General features: G+C 65.3%; 15 protein-coding genes. 9 read left to right on the top strand and 6 right to left on the bottom strand.

Going from position 1 to position 20,457, the window contains the following annotated elements; translation table 11 throughout:
- Positions 1-3,144, bottom strand: coding sequence for an excinuclease ABC subunit UvrA (gene uvrA, locus WH367_RS08470; RefSeq protein WP_339535464.1), 3,144 nt, complete (start codon positions 3,142-3,144; stop codon positions 1-3).
- A 315-nt stretch (positions 3,145-3,459) separates the two neighbouring features.
- Between uvrA and WH367_RS08465 the strand changes: the two genes are divergently transcribed.
- Together WH367_RS08465 and ssb are read left to right on the top strand one after the other, a co-directional pair.
- Positions 3,460-4,659, top strand: coding sequence for an MFS transporter (locus WH367_RS08465; RefSeq protein ID WP_021027011.1), 1,200 nt, complete (start codon positions 3,460-3,462; stop codon positions 4,657-4,659).
- 190 nt (positions 4,660-4,849) lie between these two features.
- Positions 4,850-5,443, top strand: a complete 594-nt coding sequence (gene ssb, locus WH367_RS08460) for a single-stranded DNA-binding protein (RefSeq protein WP_021027012.1) — start codon at positions 4,850-4,852, stop codon at positions 5,441-5,443.
- Between the two features lie 117 nt (positions 5,444-5,560).
- Here the strand turns inward: ssb and WH367_RS08455 are convergent, their stop codons facing one another.
- A complete protein-coding gene (locus WH367_RS08455; RefSeq protein WP_339535462.1) occupies positions 5,561-6,022 on the bottom strand; it encodes a DUF417 family protein in 462 nt (153 codons plus the stop codon).
- A 39-nt stretch (positions 6,023-6,061) separates the two neighbouring features.
- Positions 6,062-6,622, bottom strand: a complete 561-nt coding sequence (locus WH367_RS08450) for a TetR/AcrR family transcriptional regulator (protein WP_339535460.1) — start codon at positions 6,620-6,622, stop codon at positions 6,062-6,064.
- 352 nt (positions 6,623-6,974) lie between these two features.
- Between WH367_RS08450 and WH367_RS08445 the strand changes: the two genes are divergently transcribed.
- The 4 genes from WH367_RS08445 (at position 6,975) to WH367_RS08430 (ending at position 11,256) form a co-directional block, all read left to right on the top strand.
- Positions 6,975-7,748 carry a transporter substrate-binding domain-containing protein gene (locus WH367_RS08445; RefSeq protein WP_339535459.1) on the top strand — a complete coding sequence of 258 codons (774 nt, stop codon included), beginning with the start codon at positions 6,975-6,977 and terminating at the stop codon, positions 7,746-7,748.
- The gene (locus WH367_RS08440; protein ID WP_339535458.1) at positions 7,745-8,218 is read left to right on the top strand and encodes a YbaK/prolyl-tRNA synthetase associated domain-containing protein; all 474 of its coding nucleotides are present in this window, start codon (positions 7,745-7,747) and stop codon (positions 8,216-8,218) included. Before WH367_RS08445 ends, WH367_RS08440 begins: the two co-directional genes overlap by 4 nt.
- A 53-nt stretch (positions 8,219-8,271) precedes the next feature.
- On the top strand, positions 8,272-9,786 hold the full coding sequence (locus tag WH367_RS08435) for a rhomboid family intramembrane serine protease (RefSeq protein ID WP_339535457.1): 1,515 nt from the start codon (positions 8,272-8,274) through the stop codon (positions 9,784-9,786).
- Between the two features lie 132 nt (positions 9,787-9,918).
- A complete protein-coding gene (locus tag WH367_RS08430; RefSeq protein ID WP_339535456.1) occupies positions 9,919-11,256 on the top strand; it encodes a hypothetical protein in 1,338 nt (445 codons plus the stop codon).
- A 4-nt stretch (positions 11,257-11,260) separates the two neighbouring features.
- Here WH367_RS08430 and mnmA read toward each other — a convergent pair whose 3' ends face one another.
- The 3 genes from mnmA to WH367_RS08415 form a co-directional block, all read right to left on the bottom strand.
- Positions 11,261-12,388 carry a tRNA 2-thiouridine(34) synthase MnmA gene (gene mnmA, locus WH367_RS08425; RefSeq protein WP_339535454.1) on the bottom strand — a complete coding sequence of 376 codons (1,128 nt, stop codon included), beginning with the start codon at positions 12,386-12,388 and terminating at the stop codon, positions 11,261-11,263.
- 125 nt (positions 12,389-12,513) lie between these two features.
- Complete coding sequence (locus WH367_RS08420) at positions 12,514-14,982, bottom strand: penicillin acylase family protein (RefSeq protein WP_339535452.1); 2,469 nt, start codon at positions 14,980-14,982, stop codon at positions 12,514-12,516.
- 141 nt (positions 14,983-15,123) lie between these two features.
- Positions 15,124-15,627 carry an NUDIX hydrolase gene (locus WH367_RS08415; RefSeq protein WP_021027024.1) on the bottom strand — a complete coding sequence of 168 codons (504 nt, stop codon included), beginning with the start codon at positions 15,625-15,627 and terminating at the stop codon, positions 15,124-15,126.
- 106 nt (positions 15,628-15,733) lie between these two features.
- Between WH367_RS08415 and WH367_RS08410 the strand changes: the two genes are divergently transcribed.
- The 3 genes from WH367_RS08410 to WH367_RS08400 all read left to right on the top strand — a co-directional run bounded on the left by WH367_RS08410 (position 15,734) and on the right by WH367_RS08400 (position 20,443).
- Entirely contained in the window at positions 15,734-17,176 is a 1,443-nt protein-coding gene (locus WH367_RS08410; RefSeq protein ID WP_339535450.1) for an aminopeptidase P N-terminal domain-containing protein, read from the top strand.
- Positions 17,177-17,393: 217 nt separating this feature from the next.
- Positions 17,394-18,839 (top strand): pyruvate kinase, encoded by a 1,446-nt coding sequence (gene pyk / locus WH367_RS08405; protein ID WP_021027026.1) that lies wholly within the window; start codon positions 17,394-17,396, stop codon positions 18,837-18,839.
- A gap of 401 nt (positions 18,840-19,240) precedes the next feature.
- Complete coding sequence (locus tag WH367_RS08400) at positions 19,241-20,443, top strand: imelysin family protein (protein ID WP_339535449.1); 1,203 nt, start codon at positions 19,241-19,243, stop codon at positions 20,441-20,443.
- The last annotated feature ends 14 nt before the right edge of the window (positions 20,444-20,457 follow it).

Raw genomic sequence — 20,457 nt, 5'->3', positions numbered from 1 at the left:
TCAGCGCTGGAGGTAAGGCGCCAGATAGCGCCCGGTATGGCTGGCCGGGTTGGCGGCGACCTGCTCGGGCGTGCCCTGGGCCACCAGCTGTCCACCGCCAGCGCCGCCTTCGGGCCCCATGTCGATGACCCAGTCGGCCGTCTTGATGACGTCGAGGTTGTGTTCGATGACGACAATCGTGTTGCCCGCATCGCGCAGCTGGTGCAGCACCTTGAGCAGCAGGTCGATATCGGCAAAGTGCAGGCCGGTGGTCGGCTCATCGAGGATGTAGAGCGTGCGGCCGGTGTCGCGCTTGGACAGCTCCTGCGCGAGCTTGACGCGCTGGGCCTCGCCGCCCGATAGGGTGGTGGCGCTCTGGCCCAGGCGGATATAGCTCAGGCCCACATCGAGCAGGGTTTGCAGCTTGCGGGCAATGGTGGGCACATCGCGGAAGAAGTCGTGCGCGTCTTCGACCGTCATCTCCAGGATCTGCGCAATATTGCGGCCCTTCCACTGCACCTGCAGGGTTTCGCGGTTGTAGCGCTGGCCCTGGCAGATGTCGCAGGGCACATAGACGTCGGGCAGAAAATGCATCTCCACCTTGACCATGCCATCGCCCTGGCAGGCCTCGCAGCGGCCGCCGGCGACATTGAAGCTGAAGCGCCCCGGGCCATAGCCGCGCTCCTTGGCGGTGTTGGTCTCGGCCATCAGCTCGCGGATGGGCGTGAACAGGCCAGTGTAGGTGGCCGGGTTGCTGCGCGGCGTGCGGCCAATCGGGCTTTGGTCCACATTGATGACCTTGTCGAAATAGTCCAGGCCTTCGATCTCCTGGTAGGGCGCAACATCGCCCTGGGCGCGGTTGATCTTGTGGGCCGCGGCCGCATACAAGGTGTCGTTGACCAGGGTCGATTTGCCCGAGCCCGAGACGCCGGTGACACAGGTGAACAGACCGACGGGAAAATCGACCGTCACATCGCGCAGGTTGTGGCCGCTGGCGCCGATGAGACGCAGGCTTTGCACCGCATGCGGGTCCACTTCGGCGGGGGCAGCCGCTTCCTGCACGCTGCGGCCCTTGGCGCTGCTGCTGGCTTTTCCGCTGGGCTTTTTCTCCAGCGAGGTGCGCACGGTAGGGAACTGCGATCCGCCCTTGTCCGCTGCGGCTTTGCCCACGGGTGCCCCCACGGTGCTGGCCAGCACCGGCAGCCAGGGCGTGCGGCGCGTGGGCACGGCAATCGATTTCTGGCCGCTCAGGTACTGGCCGGTGAGCGACTGCGGATGGGCGCAGATGTCGGCGTAGCGGCCCTGGGCCATGATCTGGCCGCCGTGCACGCCGGCGCCCGGGCCCATGTCGATGATCTGGTCGGCCGCGCGCATCATGTCCTCGTCGTGCTCGACGACGATCACGCTGTTGCCGATGTCGCGCAGGTGCTGCAAGGTGGCGATCAGGCGGTCATTGTCGCGCTGGTGCAGGCCGATCGAGGGCTCGTCGAGCACATACATCACGCCCGTCAGGCCCGAGCCGATCTGCGAGGCCAGGCGAATGCGCTGCGCCTCGCCGCCCGAGAGCGTCTCGGCGCTGCGCGCCAGGCTCAGGTAGGTCAGGCCCACATCGTTGAGGAACTGCAGCCGCGTGCTGATTTCCTGGATCACCCGCGCGGCAATATCGGCCTTGGCACCCGTCAGCTGCACGGTGGTGAACCAGGCGTGGGCCTCGCTCAGGGTGACCTGGCTGATGTCCTGGATCGCACGGGCCTGGTCGCCATCACCCACGCGCACAAAGCGCGCCTCGCGGCGCAGGCGCGCGCCGTGGCAGTCGGGGCAGGGCTGCACGCTTTGGTAGCGGGCCAGCTCGTCGCGCACGATGCTCGAATCGGTCTCGCGGTAGCGCCGCGTCATGTTTGGCAGGATGCCTTCAAAGGGGTGCTTCTTGGTGACCATCTTGCCGGCGTTCTCGCCGCTGGCCAGCTCGTACTTGAAGGCGATCTCTTCGTCGCCCGAGCCATACAGCACCACCTGGCGCACCGCCTCGGGCAGGCTCTCGAAAGGCTGCTCGATGTTGAACTTGTAATGGCGGCCCAGGCTCTCGAGCATCGCAAAATAGTAGCCATTGCGCCGGTCCCAGCCCTTGATGGCGCCGCTGGCCAGGCTGAGCGTGGGGAAAGCCACCACGCGCTCGACATCGAACACCTCGTGCAGGCCCAGGCCATCGCAGGATGGGCAGGCGCCCTGGGGCGAGTTGAAGGAGAACAGGCGCGGCTCCAGCTCGGCCAGCGCATAGCTGCAGACCGGGCAGGAGAACTTGCTGCTGAACAGATGCTCTTCGCCCGTGTCCATCTCCAGCGCCAGCACGCGGCCATTGCCTTCGTTGCCGCCTACGCGCAGTGCCGCCTCAATGCTTTCGGCCAGGCGCTGCTGCAGCCCGGCGCGCACCTTGACCCGGTCGATGACCACATCGACATCGTGCTTTTCGTTCTTGGCCAGCGCGGGCAGGGTCTCGTGCTCGTACATCTGTCCATCGACCCGAAAGCGCACATAGCCCAGCGCCTGCATCTGCGCAAACAGCTCGACGAACTCGCCCTTCTTGCCGCGTGCCACCGGCGCCAGGATCATCAGCTTGGTGTCCTCGGGCAGGGCCAGCACGGCGTCGACCATCTGGCTGACGGTCTGGGCCGCCAGCGGCAGGTTGTGGTCGGGGCAGAACGGCGTGCCTGCGCGGGCATACAACAGGCGCAGGTAGTCATGGATCTCGGTGACCGTGCCCACGGTCGAGCGCGGGTTGTGGCTGGTCGCCTTCTGCTCGATCGAGATGGCCGGTGACAGGCCCTCAATCAGGTCGACATCGGGCTTGTCCAGCCGGCCCAGAAACTGGCGCGCATAGGCCGAGAGGCTCTCGACATAGCGGCGCTGGCCTTCGGCATACAAGGTGTCAAAGGCCAGGCTGGACTTGCCCGAGCCCGACAGCCCGGTGATCACCACCAGCTGGTGGCGAGGAATGTCCAGGTCGATGTTCTTGAGGTTGTGCGTGCGCGCGCCACGGATGGCGATGCGACTGTGTGCCAGCCGCGCGCCCAGGTAGCGGCTGTCGTCCTGCTGCGCCTCGGACAGGCCGAGTTCATGGTGCAAGTCGATGGCAGCGGAAGGGTCGGTGGGGGTGCGTGGTGGCATGTGGGCTTCAAGATCCAAAACCCCTCATGATAGCCAGCCTGCCCGTTCGTTGTGCAATCTGCCGGGTATCGCTGCACATGCGTTGCGGATAAACCCAGGGGCATGGCCCGCTGTCTGGCGCCAAAACCGAGGTGAGGGCTTGCTGCAGCTTTGCGCCTAGCTATGGTTTCTGATGCGCTGCTGGGCGCAGAGATTCCGTCTGCCAGCAGGGCTTGCGGCTGCGCTCTACACTTGCCGCTGGCGATCGTCGCCATCCGTCCCTTGTTTGCCTGCGTATCGCCCTTGTCTCTCACTTCTGTTTCTTCTTCCACGGCCATGCTGCCGGCCGAGCGGCGCGCCAGCTTCAGCCTGGCGCTGATCTTTGCATTGCGCATGCTGGGCCTGTTTCTGGTGCTGCCGGTGTTTGCGCTGGAGGCCCACAAATACCCGGGCGGTGATGACCCGGCCCTGGTCGGGCTGGCCATGGGCGTCTATGGCCTGACCCAGGCCCTCTGCCAGCTGCCGCTGGGCATGGCGTCTGACCGCTTCGGGCGCAAAAAGGTCATTGTGCTGGGCCTCTTGGTATTTGCCGCCGGCAGCCTGATCGCCGGCATGGCGGGCAACCTGCATACCCTGCTGCTGGGCCGGGCGCTGCAAGGTGCCGGCGCGGTGTCTGCGGCCGTCACGGCGCTCTTGGCCGACCAGACCCGCGACGAAGTGCGCACCAAGGCCATGGCCCTGGTGGGCGCCAGCATCGGCCTGATGTTTGCGCTGGCGCTGGTGCTCAGCCCGCTGCTGGTGGTGCATATCGGCCTGAGCGGCCTGTTTTTGATGACCTGCGGCCTGGCGCTGGGCGGTATTGCGGTGGTGCTGTGGGTCGTGCCCCCTGAGCCTTTGCTGCACCGGGGCGGCGCGCGCGGCGGCCTGCGCGAGGTGTTTCGCCATGCCGACCTGGTGCGCCTCAACGCCGGTGTGTTTGTGCTGCACACGGTGCAGATGTCGATGTGGGTGGCCGTGCCCGCGATGCTGGTGGCCGCAGGCCTGCCCAAGGCCGAGCACTGGCAGGTCTACCTTCCGGCCGTGCTGCTGTCCTTTGTGCTGATGGGTGGGCTGTTTGCGCTGGAGCGGCGCGGTTACCTGCGCGGCGCCCTGCTGGGCTCGATTGCGCTGGTGGCCCTGGTGCAGATGGCCCTGGGCCTGGTGGCGACCTCGGGCCATGCGCCCGCGCTGTGGCTGATGGGCGTGCTGCTGTTTGTGTTTTTCTGCGGCTTCAATGCGCTGGAGGCCACGCAGCCCAGCCTGGTCTCGCGCATGGCGCCGGCATCGCTGCGCGGCGCGGCACTGGGCAGTTACAACACCTTGCAATCACTGGGCCTGTTTGCCGGCGGTGCGCTCGGTGGGGCGCTGACCCGCTGGGGCAGCGTGACGGATCTGTTCATCGCCACCAGCGCGCTGGCGCTGCTGTGGCTGGTACTGACCTGGCCGCTGCAGCCGCTGGGCCGCGCCGTGGCTGCTGCTGGCGCTGCACAAAAGTAAGCACTGGCTGGGAATGGGGCAGGCCTGGCAGGCCCTGTTGCAGGATCTGCGGCCACCCGCAGAGAAGGACCGGCCGCTTTGGGGTAGGATACGCCCCTGAATCACAGTGATGGGCGCTTTGAAGGCTGCAATGCCTGCAACACTGCCAACGCATAGTAGGCGCCCATTTTTCAAAGGAACTACCTCTACCATGGCATCCGTCAACAAAGTCATCATCGTCGGCAACCTCGGCCGCGACCCTGAAATCCGCACCTTCCCCTCGGGCGACCAGGTGGCCAACGTCACCATCGCCACCACCGACCGCTGGCGCGACAAGAACAGCGGCGAGAACAAGGAGGCCACCGAGTGGCACCGCGTCGTGTTCAATGGCCGCTTGGCTGAAATCGTCGGCCAGTACCTGCGCAAGGGCAGCCAGGTCTATGTGGAAGGCAGCCTGCGCACCCGCAAGTGGACCGACCAGGCCACCGGCCAGGAACGCTACGCCACGGAAATCCGCGCTGACTCGATGCAGATGCTGGGCAGCCGCCAAGGCCAGGGCGGCGGTGGCGGTCAGGGCGGTGGCGATGACTACGGCTATGGCGACAGCGGCTACGGTGACCAGGGCGGTGGCGGCGGCGGTGCACCCGCAGGCAACTACCAGCGCCGGGCTCCCGCACCGGCGATGGCTCCAGCTGCCGCACCCCGCCAGGCACCGCCTCCCCGTCCAGCACCGGCACCCATGCCTGCGCCGGCCCCACGCGCTGCGTCGGGCTTTGACGATATGGACGACGATATTCCGTTCTAATTCACCATCAACGCATTTTTTTGTGTTGCGAAAGCCCCTGGCTCCCGAGAGCCAGGGGCTTTTTTGATGGCCGCGCAAGGCTGGCACGCCCGGCGGCCCCCGCCTTTGAGCCGGTTCTCAGCGGAACGGTGCGGCGCTGCCGGTTGCGCTCGCTTCTGGCGTGTTCAGCTGGCGCCGCAGATCGAACTTGAGCAGCACAACGCCGGCGCCAATCAGCAGCACGTCCTTGACGATGAAACCGTCCAGCGTGGAGAGTTGGGGTAGCAGGCTCAAGGTGGTGATGCCGGTGGCGATGACGACCAGGGCGCCGACGACGCCAAAAGCGGGCATTTTGAAGCCGACTATCAGTGCCAGAAATGCCAAGGTCTCCACCACGCCCAGAAAGTAGCTGCCCCCGTGCACACCGAAGAGCGTGTAGAGAAAGCTGAGCCAGGTGCTCGAGATCAGGGGCTCCAACTCGGCGACCTCAAAATCAAACCATTTGAAGGTGCCGAACAGCGCAAAAATAAAGATCACCGAGACTCGCAGCACAGCGATATCGGCATCGGAGCGAATAAAGCGATGGATGGCATTTTTCATGGTGGTCTCCTGGTTAAAAAAGGGGCTGGGATGCGGATGTCATGGGGCGGCGCTCAGCCAGTCCACAATGGCTTTGGCAGCGCGGTCATAGGCCCCATGGGGCGGGATGCGGTTGAGCAATAGCGCGCCCTTGATCGCAGAGCTGACCACCATGGCCAGCTCTGCCGGGGGCTGCGCAAAATGCAGGGCTGCACTGCGCAGGCCCGCGACCAGAATGTCTTGCAGCAGCTGCTGCTCGGTCTGTGCCAGCTGGTAGACCGCCGTTTGCAGTTCGGGCGAAAACAGGTGGCTGTCGGACAGCATCGCGTAGACACCGCACATTTGCCCCTGCGCCGCACAGTCGGCAAACGCATCCAGATAGGCCAGGAGTTGCGGCACGCCGGCGGGCAGCTTTTGCAGCTCGGCCTCCAGGGCTTTGAAATCGGCCCGCTTGTAGTCGCAGTAGGCAATTCCCAGGTCTGTCTTGCTGGGGAAATGGTGGTGAATACTGGCTTTGCGAATGCCAATACCCGCCTCCAGATCGGCATAGCTGAAGCCCTGGAAGCCACGCTGCTGGATCAAGTGGTTGCTGAGCAGGATGATTTTTTCGCGGGTAGACATTGTCAATGGACCTGGGTTATGGCGTTGATATTGACTATACCTACTAGAAGGTAGGTTGCCAAGCCACCATATGATTCAAAGCGTAAAACCCGCAGCGGGCAGGACCGGCGGCATGCGGGCCGGCTGCGCGGGCTTGGCTGGCCTGACTGGTTTAGCCAGCGCCGGGCCAGCGGCTTGGGCGCAAAAGGCCAGTGCCCACTGCGGCTTTGCCGCCGGTAGAGAATGCGGCATGGGCGCTGAACGCGCCGCGCGCAATGCCGGCCCGGCAGACCCCTGATGGCGGCCGTGCCGCCCTGAATAGGGGCGCGCAGCTGACGGCATGCCCTTTGTTCAACCTTGCATGAAAGCGGCCATGACTCCTAGCACCGATTCCGCCTATACCGCCAATACCTCGGATAGCTCCAAGATCGCATCCCTCATCGCGCCCGGCGGGCGCCTGCGTGCGACCATCAATGTGGGCAACCCGGTGCTGGCGCACAAAAGGCCCGATGGCTCGGCTGCTGGCGTCTCCGTCGATCTGGCCGCGCGCATGGCGGCCCAACTGGGTCTGCCGCTGGAGCTGCAGCTGTTTGAGGCGGCCGCCCATTCGGTCGATGCCGTCACCCAGGGCCAGGCCGATGTCGGCTTTTTCGCGGTGGATCCGGTGCGGGGCGCGGGCATTGGGTTTTCGGCCCCCTATGTGCTGATCGAAGGCGCCTACATGGTGCGCAGTGATTCGCCGCTGAGCGACAACGCGCAGGTGGATGTGGCCGCGCACGAGGTGGTGGTCGGCCAGGGCAGCGCCTATGACCTCTACCTCACGCGTGCGCTGAAAAACGCCCGCATCCTGCGCGCGCCCACATCGCCTGCGGTGGTCGATGTCTTTTTGCAACCCCAGGGCGATGTGGCCGCAGGCGTCAAGGTGCAGCTGGAGGCGGCGGTGGCCAGCCATGCCGGTCTGCGCCTGTTGCCCGGGCATTTCATGCTGATCCAGCAGGCCATGGGCCTGCCCAAGAGCCGGGGCGAGGCCGCCATCCAGTGGCTGGCCGCCTTTGTGGAAGCGGCCAAGGCCAGCGGTTTTGTCGCCCAGGCGCTGGCGCAGCACCAGGTGCAAGGCGCGGTGGTCGCGCCCGGAGTGCAGCCATGAGCGTGTTTGCGCATCTGCAGCAGTTGTTAGAGGGAGAGGGCGCGCGCTTTCGGGTGCTGGAGCACCCGGCCGAGGGCAAATCGGATGAGGTGGCGCGCATCCGGGGCACGACGCCAGGCCAGGGTGCCAAGGCCATGCTGTGCAAGACCCGCAATGCCGAGCACTGGGTGCTGGCCGTGCTGCCGGGCGACCAGAAACTGGACTTTCGCCTGCTGGCTGCCGCGCTCGGCCTGCCCAAGATGACGATGGCCAGCGCGGAAGAGGCGACGGAGCGGACCGGCTGCGTGATCGGCGCGATCCCGCCCTTCAGCCCTGGCCCGCAGGTGGCGCTGGTGGTGGACCCGGACCTGGTGGAGCGCCATGCCGAGATCGCCTTCAATGCCGGGCGGCTGGACCGCTCGATGGTGCTCAATGCGCAGGACTATGTGCGTGTGGCCAAGCCGGCGCTGCACCGCATCAGCGCCCCCTGAGCTAAGGCAAAAATCCAACACTGCGCCGGCATGGCGACTGCACAATAGTCGCCATGTTTATCGCCATCCCTCTGGAAAACAAGCCCTCCTGGCAGTCACCGCCGTGGATGACGCTGCTGCTGATCGCGATCAACTGCCTGGTGTTCTGGGTCTGGCAAGGCGGGGAGGAGCGGGCGGCAGAGCGCGCATCGAAAACCTATGCGCATACGGCGCTGCCGGCGATCGAGGTGCCGGCCTTTGTGACCTATTTGCAGGCACAAAGCCGCAAACCGGACAGCCGCATCCTGCCGCAGATGGTGCGCATGGTGCAGGGCCTGCAAAAAAACCAGGACTACGGCCAGATCTACATGCTGATGCAGCAGGAGGGGCGTTTTCGCCGCCAGCTGCTGGCCGGTGAGGTGATCACAGCGGCCGATCCGCTGTATGCCGAATGGCAGGCCGCCCGCGCCCGCTTTGCGCCGCTGGAGTCCAAGCCCTTTACCACCCGCTGGGCGATGAGCTATGAGGCCGGTGCCGGGCTGCAGCCGCTGCAGGCGCTGACCTCCACCTTCCTGCACGGCAGCACCGGCCACCTGCTGGGCAATATGGTGTTTCTGTTTCTGTTCGGGTTCACCTTGGAGATGGCGCTGGGCGCGGGGCTCTACCTGTGCTTCTACCTGGTCGCGGGGGTCAGCGCCTCACTGTTTGCGGGCCTGTTCTATGCGGGCTCCGGCAGCTATGGGTTGGGCGCATCGGGCGCGATTGCCGGCCTGATGGCCATGTATGTGGTGCTCTACCGCATGCGGCGCATCCGCTTTTTCTACATGCTGGCCTTCTACTTCAACTACGCCACCTGGCCCGCGCTGGTGGTGCTGCCGGTATGGATGGGCTTTGAGCTGGCCCAGCATTTCATGGGGCAGCAGGGCGTGGCCTACATGGCGCACTTTGGCGGCTTGCTGGCCGGTGGCCTGCTGATGGCTCTCTACCTGCAGCTGCGGCGCAAGGAGTCGGTGGTGGAGGTGGCCGCCCGTGACAAGCAGCAGGCCCAGGCCCAGAGCGCCGCACTGGCCGCCGCCGTGCAGCGCGCGCAAAAGCACACCGATGCGCTGGCCTTTGAGCTGGCAGCGCCCGCCTGGCGCCAGGCCGCCAAGCTGGCACCCAGCGATGCCGCTATCTTGCGCGCCTGGTTCGAGAGCGCCCGCCATGCGCCGGCGAGCGAGGATTTTCACCGCGCGGCCCGCGCCATCTTCAAGCTGCCGGCCAACACAGAAGCGCTGCGCCAGCTGCAGCACCACAGCTGGCAAAGCTATGTGGACCGCGCCCGGCCCGCCCCGCGCATCAGCGACAACAGCCTGCATGCATTGGCGCGCAGCTTTGTGCGCCTGGGTGCATGGGACGATGCCCAAAAAATCTGCCAGCAGCTGGAGAGCGCTGCCGACCACCCGCACTGGCCCGCCACCTTGGCGCTGGTGGTCAATGGCCTGGCCAAGGCCGGCCGGCTGGAAGACGCCCGGCGCTGGCTGCCCGCGCTGCAGCGCGCCGCACCGCAGGAGCCGGTGACGCGCTGGCTCAGCCAGGCCAGCACCTGAACGCGGGTCGAGCGCATGGGCGGCAGTGGTTAGCACCCTGGTGCGTCAGCTCCATGTAAAGTTTTCGTGAAGCCATGCCTTATGATCGCTGCCAAGCTGCGCCAGTGAGGGCGGCAGACAGAAAGGCTGGCCATGGGCCCACTGCGTTCACCACAGCAAGACGACGTTGACAGCGCCCAATGGGTGATCGAGCCTTTCTGGCGCAAGCTCAACAGTTTTTTCCTGTTCCCGCTGCAGCGCAAGCCCTTGCTGTATGCGCTGGTGCTGTCGCTCTGCGCCTATATGCTGATGTGGGGCCTATTGATCGGCTTGCTCGTCGGAGTGGGCCTGCTGCTGGCGATCAGCCGGCATGCGTTCAAGATTGCGGCCTATGCCTCGCACGGTGTGCTCGACAGCAATGACTACGATGACTACCCCTGCGATGCCGACCTCAAGGTGCTGCCCTGGAAGTTCTTTGGCGTGCTGCTGGTGCATGGCTTCCTGATCGGCATGCTCGCCCGGGTCAGCCCGGGACTGGGCGCACTGGGTGATTTGCTCTCATCTTTCTTGATCCCCGCCACCTTGATGGTGCTGATCACCAGCGGCAGCCTGCGCGCTGCCATCAACCCCTTCATGCTGCTGAGCACGATGGGCGCCATCGGTCTGCCCTATGGCCTGCTGTGCCTGTTTCTGTTCCTGCTGATGCAGGGCGTGCCGATGGCCTTTGCGCTCCTGGTCACGGTGATGCCCCAGGCGTTGCTGGCGCCCCTGCTGGCCTTTGTGGTGATTTATTTCAACGGCGTGATCGCCGCAATGATTGGCTATGTGATGTACCAGAACCATGCAGACCTGGGCATCACGCCGGACAAGGCGCCGCAGGCCGAAGCGGGCGCGCCGGTGCTGGACCCGCAGACCGCGCTGGCCCAGCGCCGCGATGCCCAGGTGGCCCAGCTGGTGCAGAACGGCGACATGAACGCCGCCCTGGCCGAAGCGCGCGAGTGGCAGCGCAGCGAGCCCGATAGCCTGGCCGACCAGCGCCGCTACCACCGCGTGCTCAAGCTCAGCGACAAGGCGGGTGAGCTGGCGCGCCATGCGCAAAGCTATATCGCGCTGCTGCTGCGAAAGCAGCGCAGCAGCGATGCGCTGGAGGTCTGGGGCAGTTGCTACAAGCGCGACAAGGGCTTTCGGCTGAACGAGGCCAGCCATACCTTGGCGCTGGCGCAGACGGCCTGGAAGCGCATGCAGCTGCCGCATACGCTGGCCCTGCTGCATGGTTTCGAGAAAAGCTATGCCGGCAGCGATCTGGTGCCCCAGGCGCTGGAGCTGACGGTGCGCGTGCTCAAGCAAGGCGCCAACAAGCCGGACCAGGCGGTGCGCGTGTTCATGCGCATGAAGATCCGCTACCCCGCGCATGCCTGCACGCAAGAAGCCGCCTGGATCTTGCGCGATGAGCTGCCGGGGGCAGCGCAGGCGCCTGGCGCGCCTGCTTAACTATTTAAGCGGCCGCCGAAGGCGCCACGCTGGCGATGATGCCGCCGCCCAGGCAGACTTCGCCGTCATACAGCACGGCCGATTGGCCTGGCGTCACCGCCCATTGCGCCTCGGGGAAGTCGAGGTGGAAATGCGCGGGCGTGGCATCGGCGCCGATGATGGCGGGCGAATCGGGCTGGCGGTAACGGGTTTTGGAGCCATAGGTGCCGGCAGCGGGCGGGTGGCCGGCCACCCAGCTGGTGTTGTCGGCGTCCAGCGCCTGCGACAGCAGCCAGGGGTGGTCATGGCCTTGCACCACGCGCAAGATGTTCTTGTCCAGCTCCTTGCGCGCCACAAACCAGGGCGCATGCTCGCCCGCGCCACGCGCTGCGCCTTTTTCCTTGATGCCACCAATGCCCAGGCCCGAGCGCTGGCCCAGGGTGTAGAAAGACAGGCCCACATGCTTGCCCAGCTTGCGGTTGCGGTCGTCCAGGATCAGGCCCGGTTCCTTGCTGATGTAGCGGTTGAGAAAATCGCGGAAAGGGCGCTCCCCGATAAAGCAGATACCGGTCGAGTCCTTTTTCTTGGCATTGGGCAGGCCGATCTCTTCGGCAATGCGGCGCACCTCGGTCTTTTTCAGCTCACCGACCGGGAACAGCGCCTTGGACAGCTGCGCCTGGTTCAGGCGGTGCAGAAAATAGCTCTGGTCCTTGGCCGGGTCCAGGCCCTTGAGCAGCTCAAAGAGCTGGGTGTCGGGGTTCTGGCGCACGCGGGCGTAGTGGCCGGTGGCGATCTTTTCGGCGCCCAGGCGCATGGCATGGTCCAAAAAGGCCTTGAACTTGATCTCGGCATTGCACAGCACATCGGGGTTGGGCGTGCGGCCGGCCTGGTATTCGCGCAGAAACTCGGCAAACACCCGGTCCTTGTAGTCGGCGGCAAAGTTGACGTGTTCGATCTCGATGCCCACCACGTCGGCCACGGCTGCGGCATCGACAAAGTCGATGTTCGACGAGCAGTACTCGCTGTCGTCGTCATCTTCCCAGTTCTTCATGAAGATGCCGACGACCTCGTGCCCCTGTTTTTTGAGCAAATACGCGGTGACGGCCGAATCCACGCCGCCACTCAGCCCCACTACGATGCGCTGTTTAACCATGGGTGCAATTATCCGCCTGGCGGCAGGCGCCTGCTTCGCTAGGGCTATGTGGCGTTTTGTCGCCCAACGGTGACCAACAGCGCCGATAAGCGCCCAAGGTCCCCAGCAGACGCCGCCCGCCGGGCTTATTGCGGCGTCAGCGCAATGCGCTCGCGGGTGGCTTTCTCCACCGCGCTGCGCGAGTAGGCCAGCGGAAAGTACTGGCCTGCCGCCCAGGTGTTGGCCAGGTCGCGGTAGTGGGGGCTGGCCGGGTTGCCCGATTGGCCGGGCGTGTTGACCACGCGCGAGGCATCCCAGTTGCCCACGTCGACGACCATGCGGAAGGACGCGCCCGAGGTCAGCTGGTAGGTATCGACGTTGTAGCTGGTGGCCATGGGCGTGGCCCAGGAGCCGCCGATGCCGCCCACGCCGACATTGAGCTTTTGCTTGGTGGCACTGTCCACCACGCCGGCGAGCGGGTGCACAAAGATCGCCTGGTGCAGGCTGCCCCAGGTCCAGCTCTTGGCATCGGCCCCCAGCTTGGTCTGGATCCATTGCATCGCCGGGGCGATGGACGAGAGCAGCACCTGGTCGCGTTCTGCCTCGCTCATCCAGCCCTGCGGGCTCTCCAGCACCGCGATCATGCGGGTGGCACTGGTCTCCTTGGCAAAGCTGCGCTCGTGGGCGGCCAGCACCTGGTCGGTCAGTGCTTTCTTCAGGGTGGCATTGCTCCAGACTTCGTACAGCGCAGCAGCGGCGCTGTCCTTGGCCATGGTGCCGTCCCAGCCCTGCAGCAACGCCAGGCCCTGGGCGGTCTGGGCATCGTTGCTTTGCAGTGGTGCCAGCAGTTTCAGCAGGCGCTGGGCCGGTACGGCGACGATGTCGGTCTGCCAGGCTTCGGAGTCGGCGACGCTGAGCTTTTTGCCGTCCTTGGCGGCCTTTTCAAACAGGCCATGCAGGCGCTGCGCGCGGGCCGAGTCGGACCATTCGTAGCCAATGCCTTTTTGGTAGAGCGGGTGCGTGGGCGGCACATTGTTTTCGTTGGCGGTCACCACATAGCCGCGCTGGGGGTTGAACTCCCAGGGCAGCTCATCGCCATGGCGGTAGCCCGTCCATTCATAGCGGCCGTCACCAGGCACCGGCATCAGCCCGTCCCAGTTGGGGCGGATGGGGGTGAGCCCGCCGGGGATCCAGCCGATATTGCCGCTGCTGTCGGCATAGACCTGGTTCTCGCCCGGTGCGCCCCAGCGGTTCATCGCGGCGCGGAACTGGTCAAAGTCCTGCGCGCGCATGTAGTCCATCGATCCGAAATAGGGCGCCATGCCCAGGTCCAGCCAGGCGGCGCGCAGCGCATAGGCCTTGTTGCCTTCGGCGGCCAGCACCGGGCCGTGGCGGGTGTACCAGTTCTCGACGATCACCGGCTGGGCCGCGCCTTTGACGGCAATGCTTTCCGTGACGCGGGTCATCGGCTCCCAGCGGCCCAAGTACTTGTACTCCTTGCTGTTTTGCGGGTTGGTTTCGTACACATACAGGTCTTCCTGGTCCATGTAGAAGCGCGTCAGGCCAAAGGCGATGCGGCCGTTGTGGCCGATGGAGATGCCGGGCAGGAAGGGCTCGCCAGCGCCGATCACATCCATGCCGGGAGCCGAGATGTGCGAGATATAGCGCAGGCTGGGCGCGCCGTGGGCGCGGTGTGGGTCATTGGCCAGAATCGGGCGGCCGGTGGTGGTCATGCCCGGCGCAATCGTCCAGTTGTTGCTGCCGTAGCTGGCCAGGGTGTTGGCATCGGGCTGGTTCAAGGTCGATTCGGCCAGTGCCAGCAGCTGCTCGGGGGCCATGTCCTGCACGGAGACCTTGACGTTTTCCTTGGTAAAGCGCGGGCTGGCGGTAGCCAGCGCATAGGCGCGCTTGAGCTCCTTGCCGGGCAGGCCGCAGACCTCCAGCCCTTGCGGGACCTGCGGCTTCACATCGGGCACCAGCTCGCGGCGCAGCCAGTCCACGCGGGCGCCGTTGTGCTTGCCTTCGCAAAAGGCCTGGGCGCGGTCCACCTCGCCAGTAAAGTTCAGGGTTAGGCCATGGTGGCGGATGCGCACCGTGTCTTCTGCGGCCCACTGCGCGGGCTGGTAGCCCAGCAGCTTGAACTCTTCGGGCAGCAGGCCGGGGTCGGCCTTCGTCTGGGCGACAAAGGCATTCACCCCGGCCACAAAGGCTTCGGCCACGCGCTTGGAGTCCGAGCCATAGGCCAGCCATTCGCGGTACATGTCGCCACGAAACAGCACCGCGCGCGCCGCCTTGTCGCTCTCGACCCAGGCCGGGCCAAAGTCCTGGGCCATCTGGCCCAGGCCGCGCTTGCGCCACAGGTCCATCTGCCAGAGCCGGTCGCGCGCGGCCATATAGCCTTGCACCACAAAGGCGTCATAGGTGGTGCCCGCGTAGATATGCGGCACGCCCCACTGGTCGACCAGCACCTCGGCGGGCTTTTCCAGCCCGGCAATCCTGGCGCTGTGCTGGCGGGTGGGCGGGGTGCCCAGCGAGCTGCAGCCGGCTGCCAGCAGCGCAGCGGCCAGCGGCAGCGCCAGGCGGGTGGCAAAACGACAGGGGTTGCGGTCTGGCATGGTGTGTCTCCTCGTTATGGTGTGGATGCACCTTGCCATGCCTGCCCGCTGCGCGCAATCGCGTTAGCGCCAAGCGCAGACGGCGCGCCGCCAAAAACAAAGCCCATGGTGCTGGGCCATGGGCTTGTTGTTGGTGCGCGCCTATTCGAGCGGTCTCACCCCGTCGGGCTGCACCAGCACGGACACATCGGTGTAGATCAGGTTCAGCGCAAAGCGCTGGCCGGCCAGGTAGTCGTCCAGCGATTGCAGCACCAGCGGGCTGCGCATCTGGTGGGCCTCGGCGCGCATCTCGTCGGCGGTCATCCAGACGGTGCGGCGTATGCCTTCGTCGAGCGGCTGGTTTTCGTAGAACGCGCCAACGGTGCCGGTAAAGGCAAAGCGCATATAGGTGGTGTCGGCGCCGCTTTTGCTGCGCACAAAGCGGTTCATGTAGATGCCCAGCAGGGCCGAGGGCTTGAAGTCAAAGGCCGTCTCTTCGAGCACCTCGCGCACACAGGCCTGGATAGGGGATTCGCCAGGGTCCAGATGGCCTGCCGGATTGTTCAGGCGGATGCCGTCCGAGGTGTCTTCCTCTACCAGCAAAAATCGGCCATCGCGCTCAATGACGGCGGCCACGGTGACGTTGGGTTTCCAGCGGTGGGGCATGCGGCATTATGTGCCAACTCTCTTAAATCATAAAAACGATCTCAAGGGCTTGTCACGCAGATGCAACCTCAGGCGCAGTGGTAAAGCTCTGCAGTACGATAGCAGCATGCAAGCACCCGCCCCCACCCCAGCCATTCCCGCACAGTCCGTCTATGCCGAGCGCCGCGCCCAGGTCGCGCGCCAGCTGGGCGAGGGCGGGATCGCCATCATCCCCACCGCGCCCGAGCACCCGCGCAACCGCGACAGCGACTTTCTGTACCGCCACGACAGCTATTTCTACTACCTGACCGGCTTCACCGAGCCCAACGCCAGCCTGGTGATCAGCGCCGATGGCAAGACCACCTTGTTCTGCGCACCCAAGGACCTGGCGCGCGAGATCTGGGACGGCTACCGGCTGGGGCCCGAGGCCGCCGTGGCGACGCTGGGCGTGAGCAAAGCCTATTCGGTGGCCGAGCAGGCCGCCCGCATGCCCAAGATGCTGGAGAACCGCAGCGTGGTCTGGTACCCGTTTGCGATCCACCAGGGGCTCGAGGGCACGGTGGCCCAATGGCTCAACGGCGTGCGCGCCCGCACCCGCTATGGCGCGCTGGTGCCCGAGCAGCAGCGCGATCTGTGTGCCGTGCTCGACGAGATGCGCTTGTTCAAGGATGCGCATGAGGTGCCGATCCTGCGCCGCGCAGGGGACATCAGCGCCCGCGCCCACATCCTGGCGATGCAGCGCTCGGCCCGCATGATTCGCGCCGGGCAGGACGTGCGCGAATACCACCTCGATGCCGAACTGCTGCAGGCCTTCCGCGAATACGGCTCGCAGTACCCCGCCTATGGCTCGATCGTGGCCGCCGGTGCCAATGCCTGCGTGCTGCACTACCGCGCCGATGCCGCGCCCATCCGCAGCGGCGAGCTGGTGCTGATCGATGCCGGTTGTGAGCTCGATGGCTATGCCAGCGACATCACCCGCACCTTCCCGGCCAACGGCCAGTTCACAGGCCCGCAGCGCGATCTGTACGATCTGGTGCTGGCCAGCCAGGATGCGGCCATTGCGCTGGCCCGGCCCGGCAAGCGCTTCAACGACATGCATGACGCCACCGTCGCCGTGCTGGCCCAGGGCATGCTCGATCTGGGCCTGCTCGACAAAAACAAGGTGGGCGGCGTGCAGGATGTCATCGACAACCGCAGCTACTTCCAGTTCTACATGCACCGTACCGGCCATTGGATGGGTATGGATGTGCATGACTGCGGCAGCTACATCGAGCCCAGCGAGCTCGGGCACACCAGTGAGCGGCGCGATCCGCTCTCGGGCGAGCTGATCCTCAACCGCCCCAGCCGCATCCTGCGCCCCGGCATGCTGACCACTATCGAGCCGGGCATCTATGTGCGCCCGGCCGACGGCGTGCCCGAGGCCTTCCACAACATCGGCATCCGCATCGAGGACGACGCGCTGATCACCGACGACGGCTGCGAGCTGCTCACGCGCGGTGTGCCGGTGAAGGCCGACGAGATCGAGGCGCTGATGCGCGATGGCGCGGCCCGGCCTGCCGATCTGGCCTGATACCAGCGACTGCCTCCTGACAGTACACCTGCCCGGCCCCCGTGCCGCGCAGGTGTTTTTTTGGGGCTACGCAATTGTGCAAACGCACATCGAATGAAACCGCGATGTAACTCCCTGTGCACGTTTCTCGTGTCAGAATGGAACTGAATTACATCGGGTCGGCATCTGGTGACGGAGCCGGCCCCACTTTTGAGACAAAGACACAGGGGACCTGCCCATGATTTCGCCCAAGATCCGCCGCGCCACCAAGATTGTTGCCACGCTGGGGCCGGCCTCCAGCGAGCCGGCGCTGCTCGAAGAGATGATCCGCGCGGGGGTCAACGTGGTGCGGCTGAACTTCAGCCACGGCAAGGCGCAGGACCATGTGGACCGCGCCCGCATGGTGCGTGAGGCTGCGCAGCGCGCCGGCCGCGAGGTGGCGATCATGGCTGACCTGCAAGGCCCCAAGATCCGCGTCGGCAAGTTTGCCGAAGGCAAGGTGATGCTCGAGCCCGGTGCCCGGTTTGTGCTCGATGCCTCGCGCCAGGAGCCCGGTGACCTGCAGGGCGTGGGCCTGGACTACAAGGAGCTGCCGCGCGATGTGAAGCCCGGCGATGTGCTGCTGCTCAACGACGGCCTGATCGTGCTGACGGTGGACGCGGTGCGGGGTGATGCCGTGCACACCACGGTCAAGTTGGGGGGCGAGCTGTCCAACAACAAGGGCATCAACAAAAAGGGCGGCGGCCTCACCGCGCCGGCGCTCACGGCCAAGGACATGGAAGACATCAAGACCGCGATGAGCTTCCAGGCCGACTATGTGGCCGTCAGCTTTCCCAAGACCGCTACCGACATGGAAATGGCGCGCCAGCTGTGCATGGTGGCCGCGGCCGAGTACCGCCACCGCCCGGGCCTGATCGCCAAGATCGAGCGTGCCGAAGCCATTCCGCACCTCGAAGACATCCTGCGCGTGTCCGACGGCATCATGGTCGCGCGCGGTGACCTGGCTGTCGAAGTGGGCCATGCGGCCGTGCCGGCGCTGCAAAAGAAGATGATCCGCATGGCGCGCGAGATGGACAAGGTCGTCATCACTGCCACGCAGATGATGGAGAGCATGATCACCAACCCGGTGCCCACCCGCGCCGAGGTGAGCGACGTGGCCAATGCGGTGCTCGACGGCACCGATGCGGTGATGCTGAGCGCCGAGACCGCCGCTGGCAAGTTCCCGCTCGAGACCGTGCTGGAGATGGTCGATATCTGCGCGCAGGCTGAGGCCTCGGCCGACTGGGATGTGGACACCGACTTTGTCGGCAAGACCTTCCAGCGCATCGACCAGAGCATTGCGCTGGGCGCCTTGTTTACCGCCACCCACCTGGGCGCCAAGGCCCTGGTTGCGATGACGGACAGCGGCTCGACTGCGTTGTGGATGAGCCGCCACCGCACCCAGATCCCCATCTACGCGCTGACCCCCAAGGTGGCCACCCAGCGCAAGATGGCGCTGTACCGCAATGTGCGCCCCTTGCTGATGGACACCAGCGCCGACCGCGACACCGCACTGGCCCAGGCCGAGGTGCACCTGAAGGCCCGCGATATCGTGCAAAGCGGCGATATTTATGCGATCACCTGCGGCGAACCGATGGGCTCGCCCGGCGGCACCAATATGATGAAGATCAGCCGCGTGATTTAAACCTGCGCGGTTATTGACAGACACAGGGGCGCTGGCTGGCGCCCCTTTTTTGCGCCTGCTTTTTGGCCTTTTTGTGCGGCGCCACCGCACGGCAGCCAGCCTCTGTAGATCCGTCCAATTTTGTGCGGATTTGTGACTGCGGCGATACTATGGCGCTTCAGCGAGCCTGCCCGCACGTCCGTGTGGATCAAAGGACTGCGCTGAATCCATTCGAAGCCAGGCTTTTTTGCCCCCCGGAGACAGGGGAAAACCGGTGGTTCACCAGCCTGGCCTTCGATCACCTAGCCAAGCTGCTGCGATAAGAATTCACAACACGCACGCACATAGCAGCCCAGCCAAGCCCTTGTTGTTGAGCAGCACAGCGCCGCTGTGCCTGCCTGTTTTTTTGGAAGAGGGAATCTATGTCGCAACGACTAGTACGCCGTTCGGTGTTGGGGTTGGCCTTGGGCCTGGGTTTGGGCGCAGTCGCGGGGGTGTCTGCACCGGCGTTTGCACAGACGGCGGTCGCCAAGGCCAGCAAGCTGGACGCCCGTGCGGTAGCCACGGGCTACAGCGAATTGGTCTATGCCAACTACAGCGACAGCCTCGCATCGGCACGCGACATGCAAAAGGCCATCGCCGCCTTGCTCGCAGCCCCCTCCAAAGACACGCTGGAAGCGGCGCGCAAAAGCTGGATCGACGCGCGTGAGTTCTACGGCCAGACGGAAGCCTTCCGCTTCTACGGCGGCCCGATCGACGACGAAAACGGCCCCGAAGGCCAGATCAATGCCTGGCCGATGGACGAGTCCTATGTGGACTATGTCGAGGGCAAGGCCAATTCAGGCTTTATCAACGACCCCAAGTTCAAGATCACCAAGGCCAACCTGGCCAAGCAAAATGAGCGCGGTGGCGAGGAAAACATTGCCACCGGCTGGCATGCGATCGAGTTCCTGCTCTGGGGCCAGGACCTGTCCGAAACCGGCCCGGGTGACCGTTCGTTTGAAGACTATGTGGATGGCAAGCGCGCCCATGCCGACCGCCGCCGCCTCTACCTGAAGGTGGTGACCGAGCTGCTGATCGACGACCTGGCGGGCGTCACCAAGGCCTGGGCACCGGGCCAGAAGATCTACCGCGCCCAGTTCGACAAGGGTGGTGTGGAATCGGTGCGCAAGATCATCGTCGGCCTGGGCTCGCTCTCGCGCGGCGAACTGGCCGGCGAGCGCATGGAAGTGCCGCTGAACTCGCAGGACCAGGAAGACGAGCATTCCTGCTTCTCCGACAACACCCACCGCGACATGGTCGCCAATGCCACTGGCATCCAGAACGTCTGGCTGGGCCAGTACAAGCGCCGCGATGGCACGACCTTGAAGGTGGCCTCGCTGGCCGACCTGGTGGCGGCCAAGAATGCCGAGCTGTCGGGCAAGACCAGCGCGCAGATTGCCAGCACGGTCAAGGCGACCGAAGGCATCCAGGCACCGTTTGACCGCGAAATCATTGGCGGCGCCGACGCCCCCGGCCGCAAGCGCATCCAGGCGGCGGTGGACAGCGCCACCGAGCAGTCCAAGCTGCTGGTGCAGGCGGCCAATGCCATCGGCATCACCAAGCTGACCCTGGTCCAGCCCTGACGAAGGACCGTTGC

It is taken from the genome of Comamonas sp. MYb21 (genome assembly GCF_037479395.1).
GTDB lineage: Bacteria > Pseudomonadota > Gammaproteobacteria > Burkholderiales > Burkholderiaceae_C > Comamonas.
This window is presented reverse-complemented; position numbering and strand designations above follow the sequence as displayed.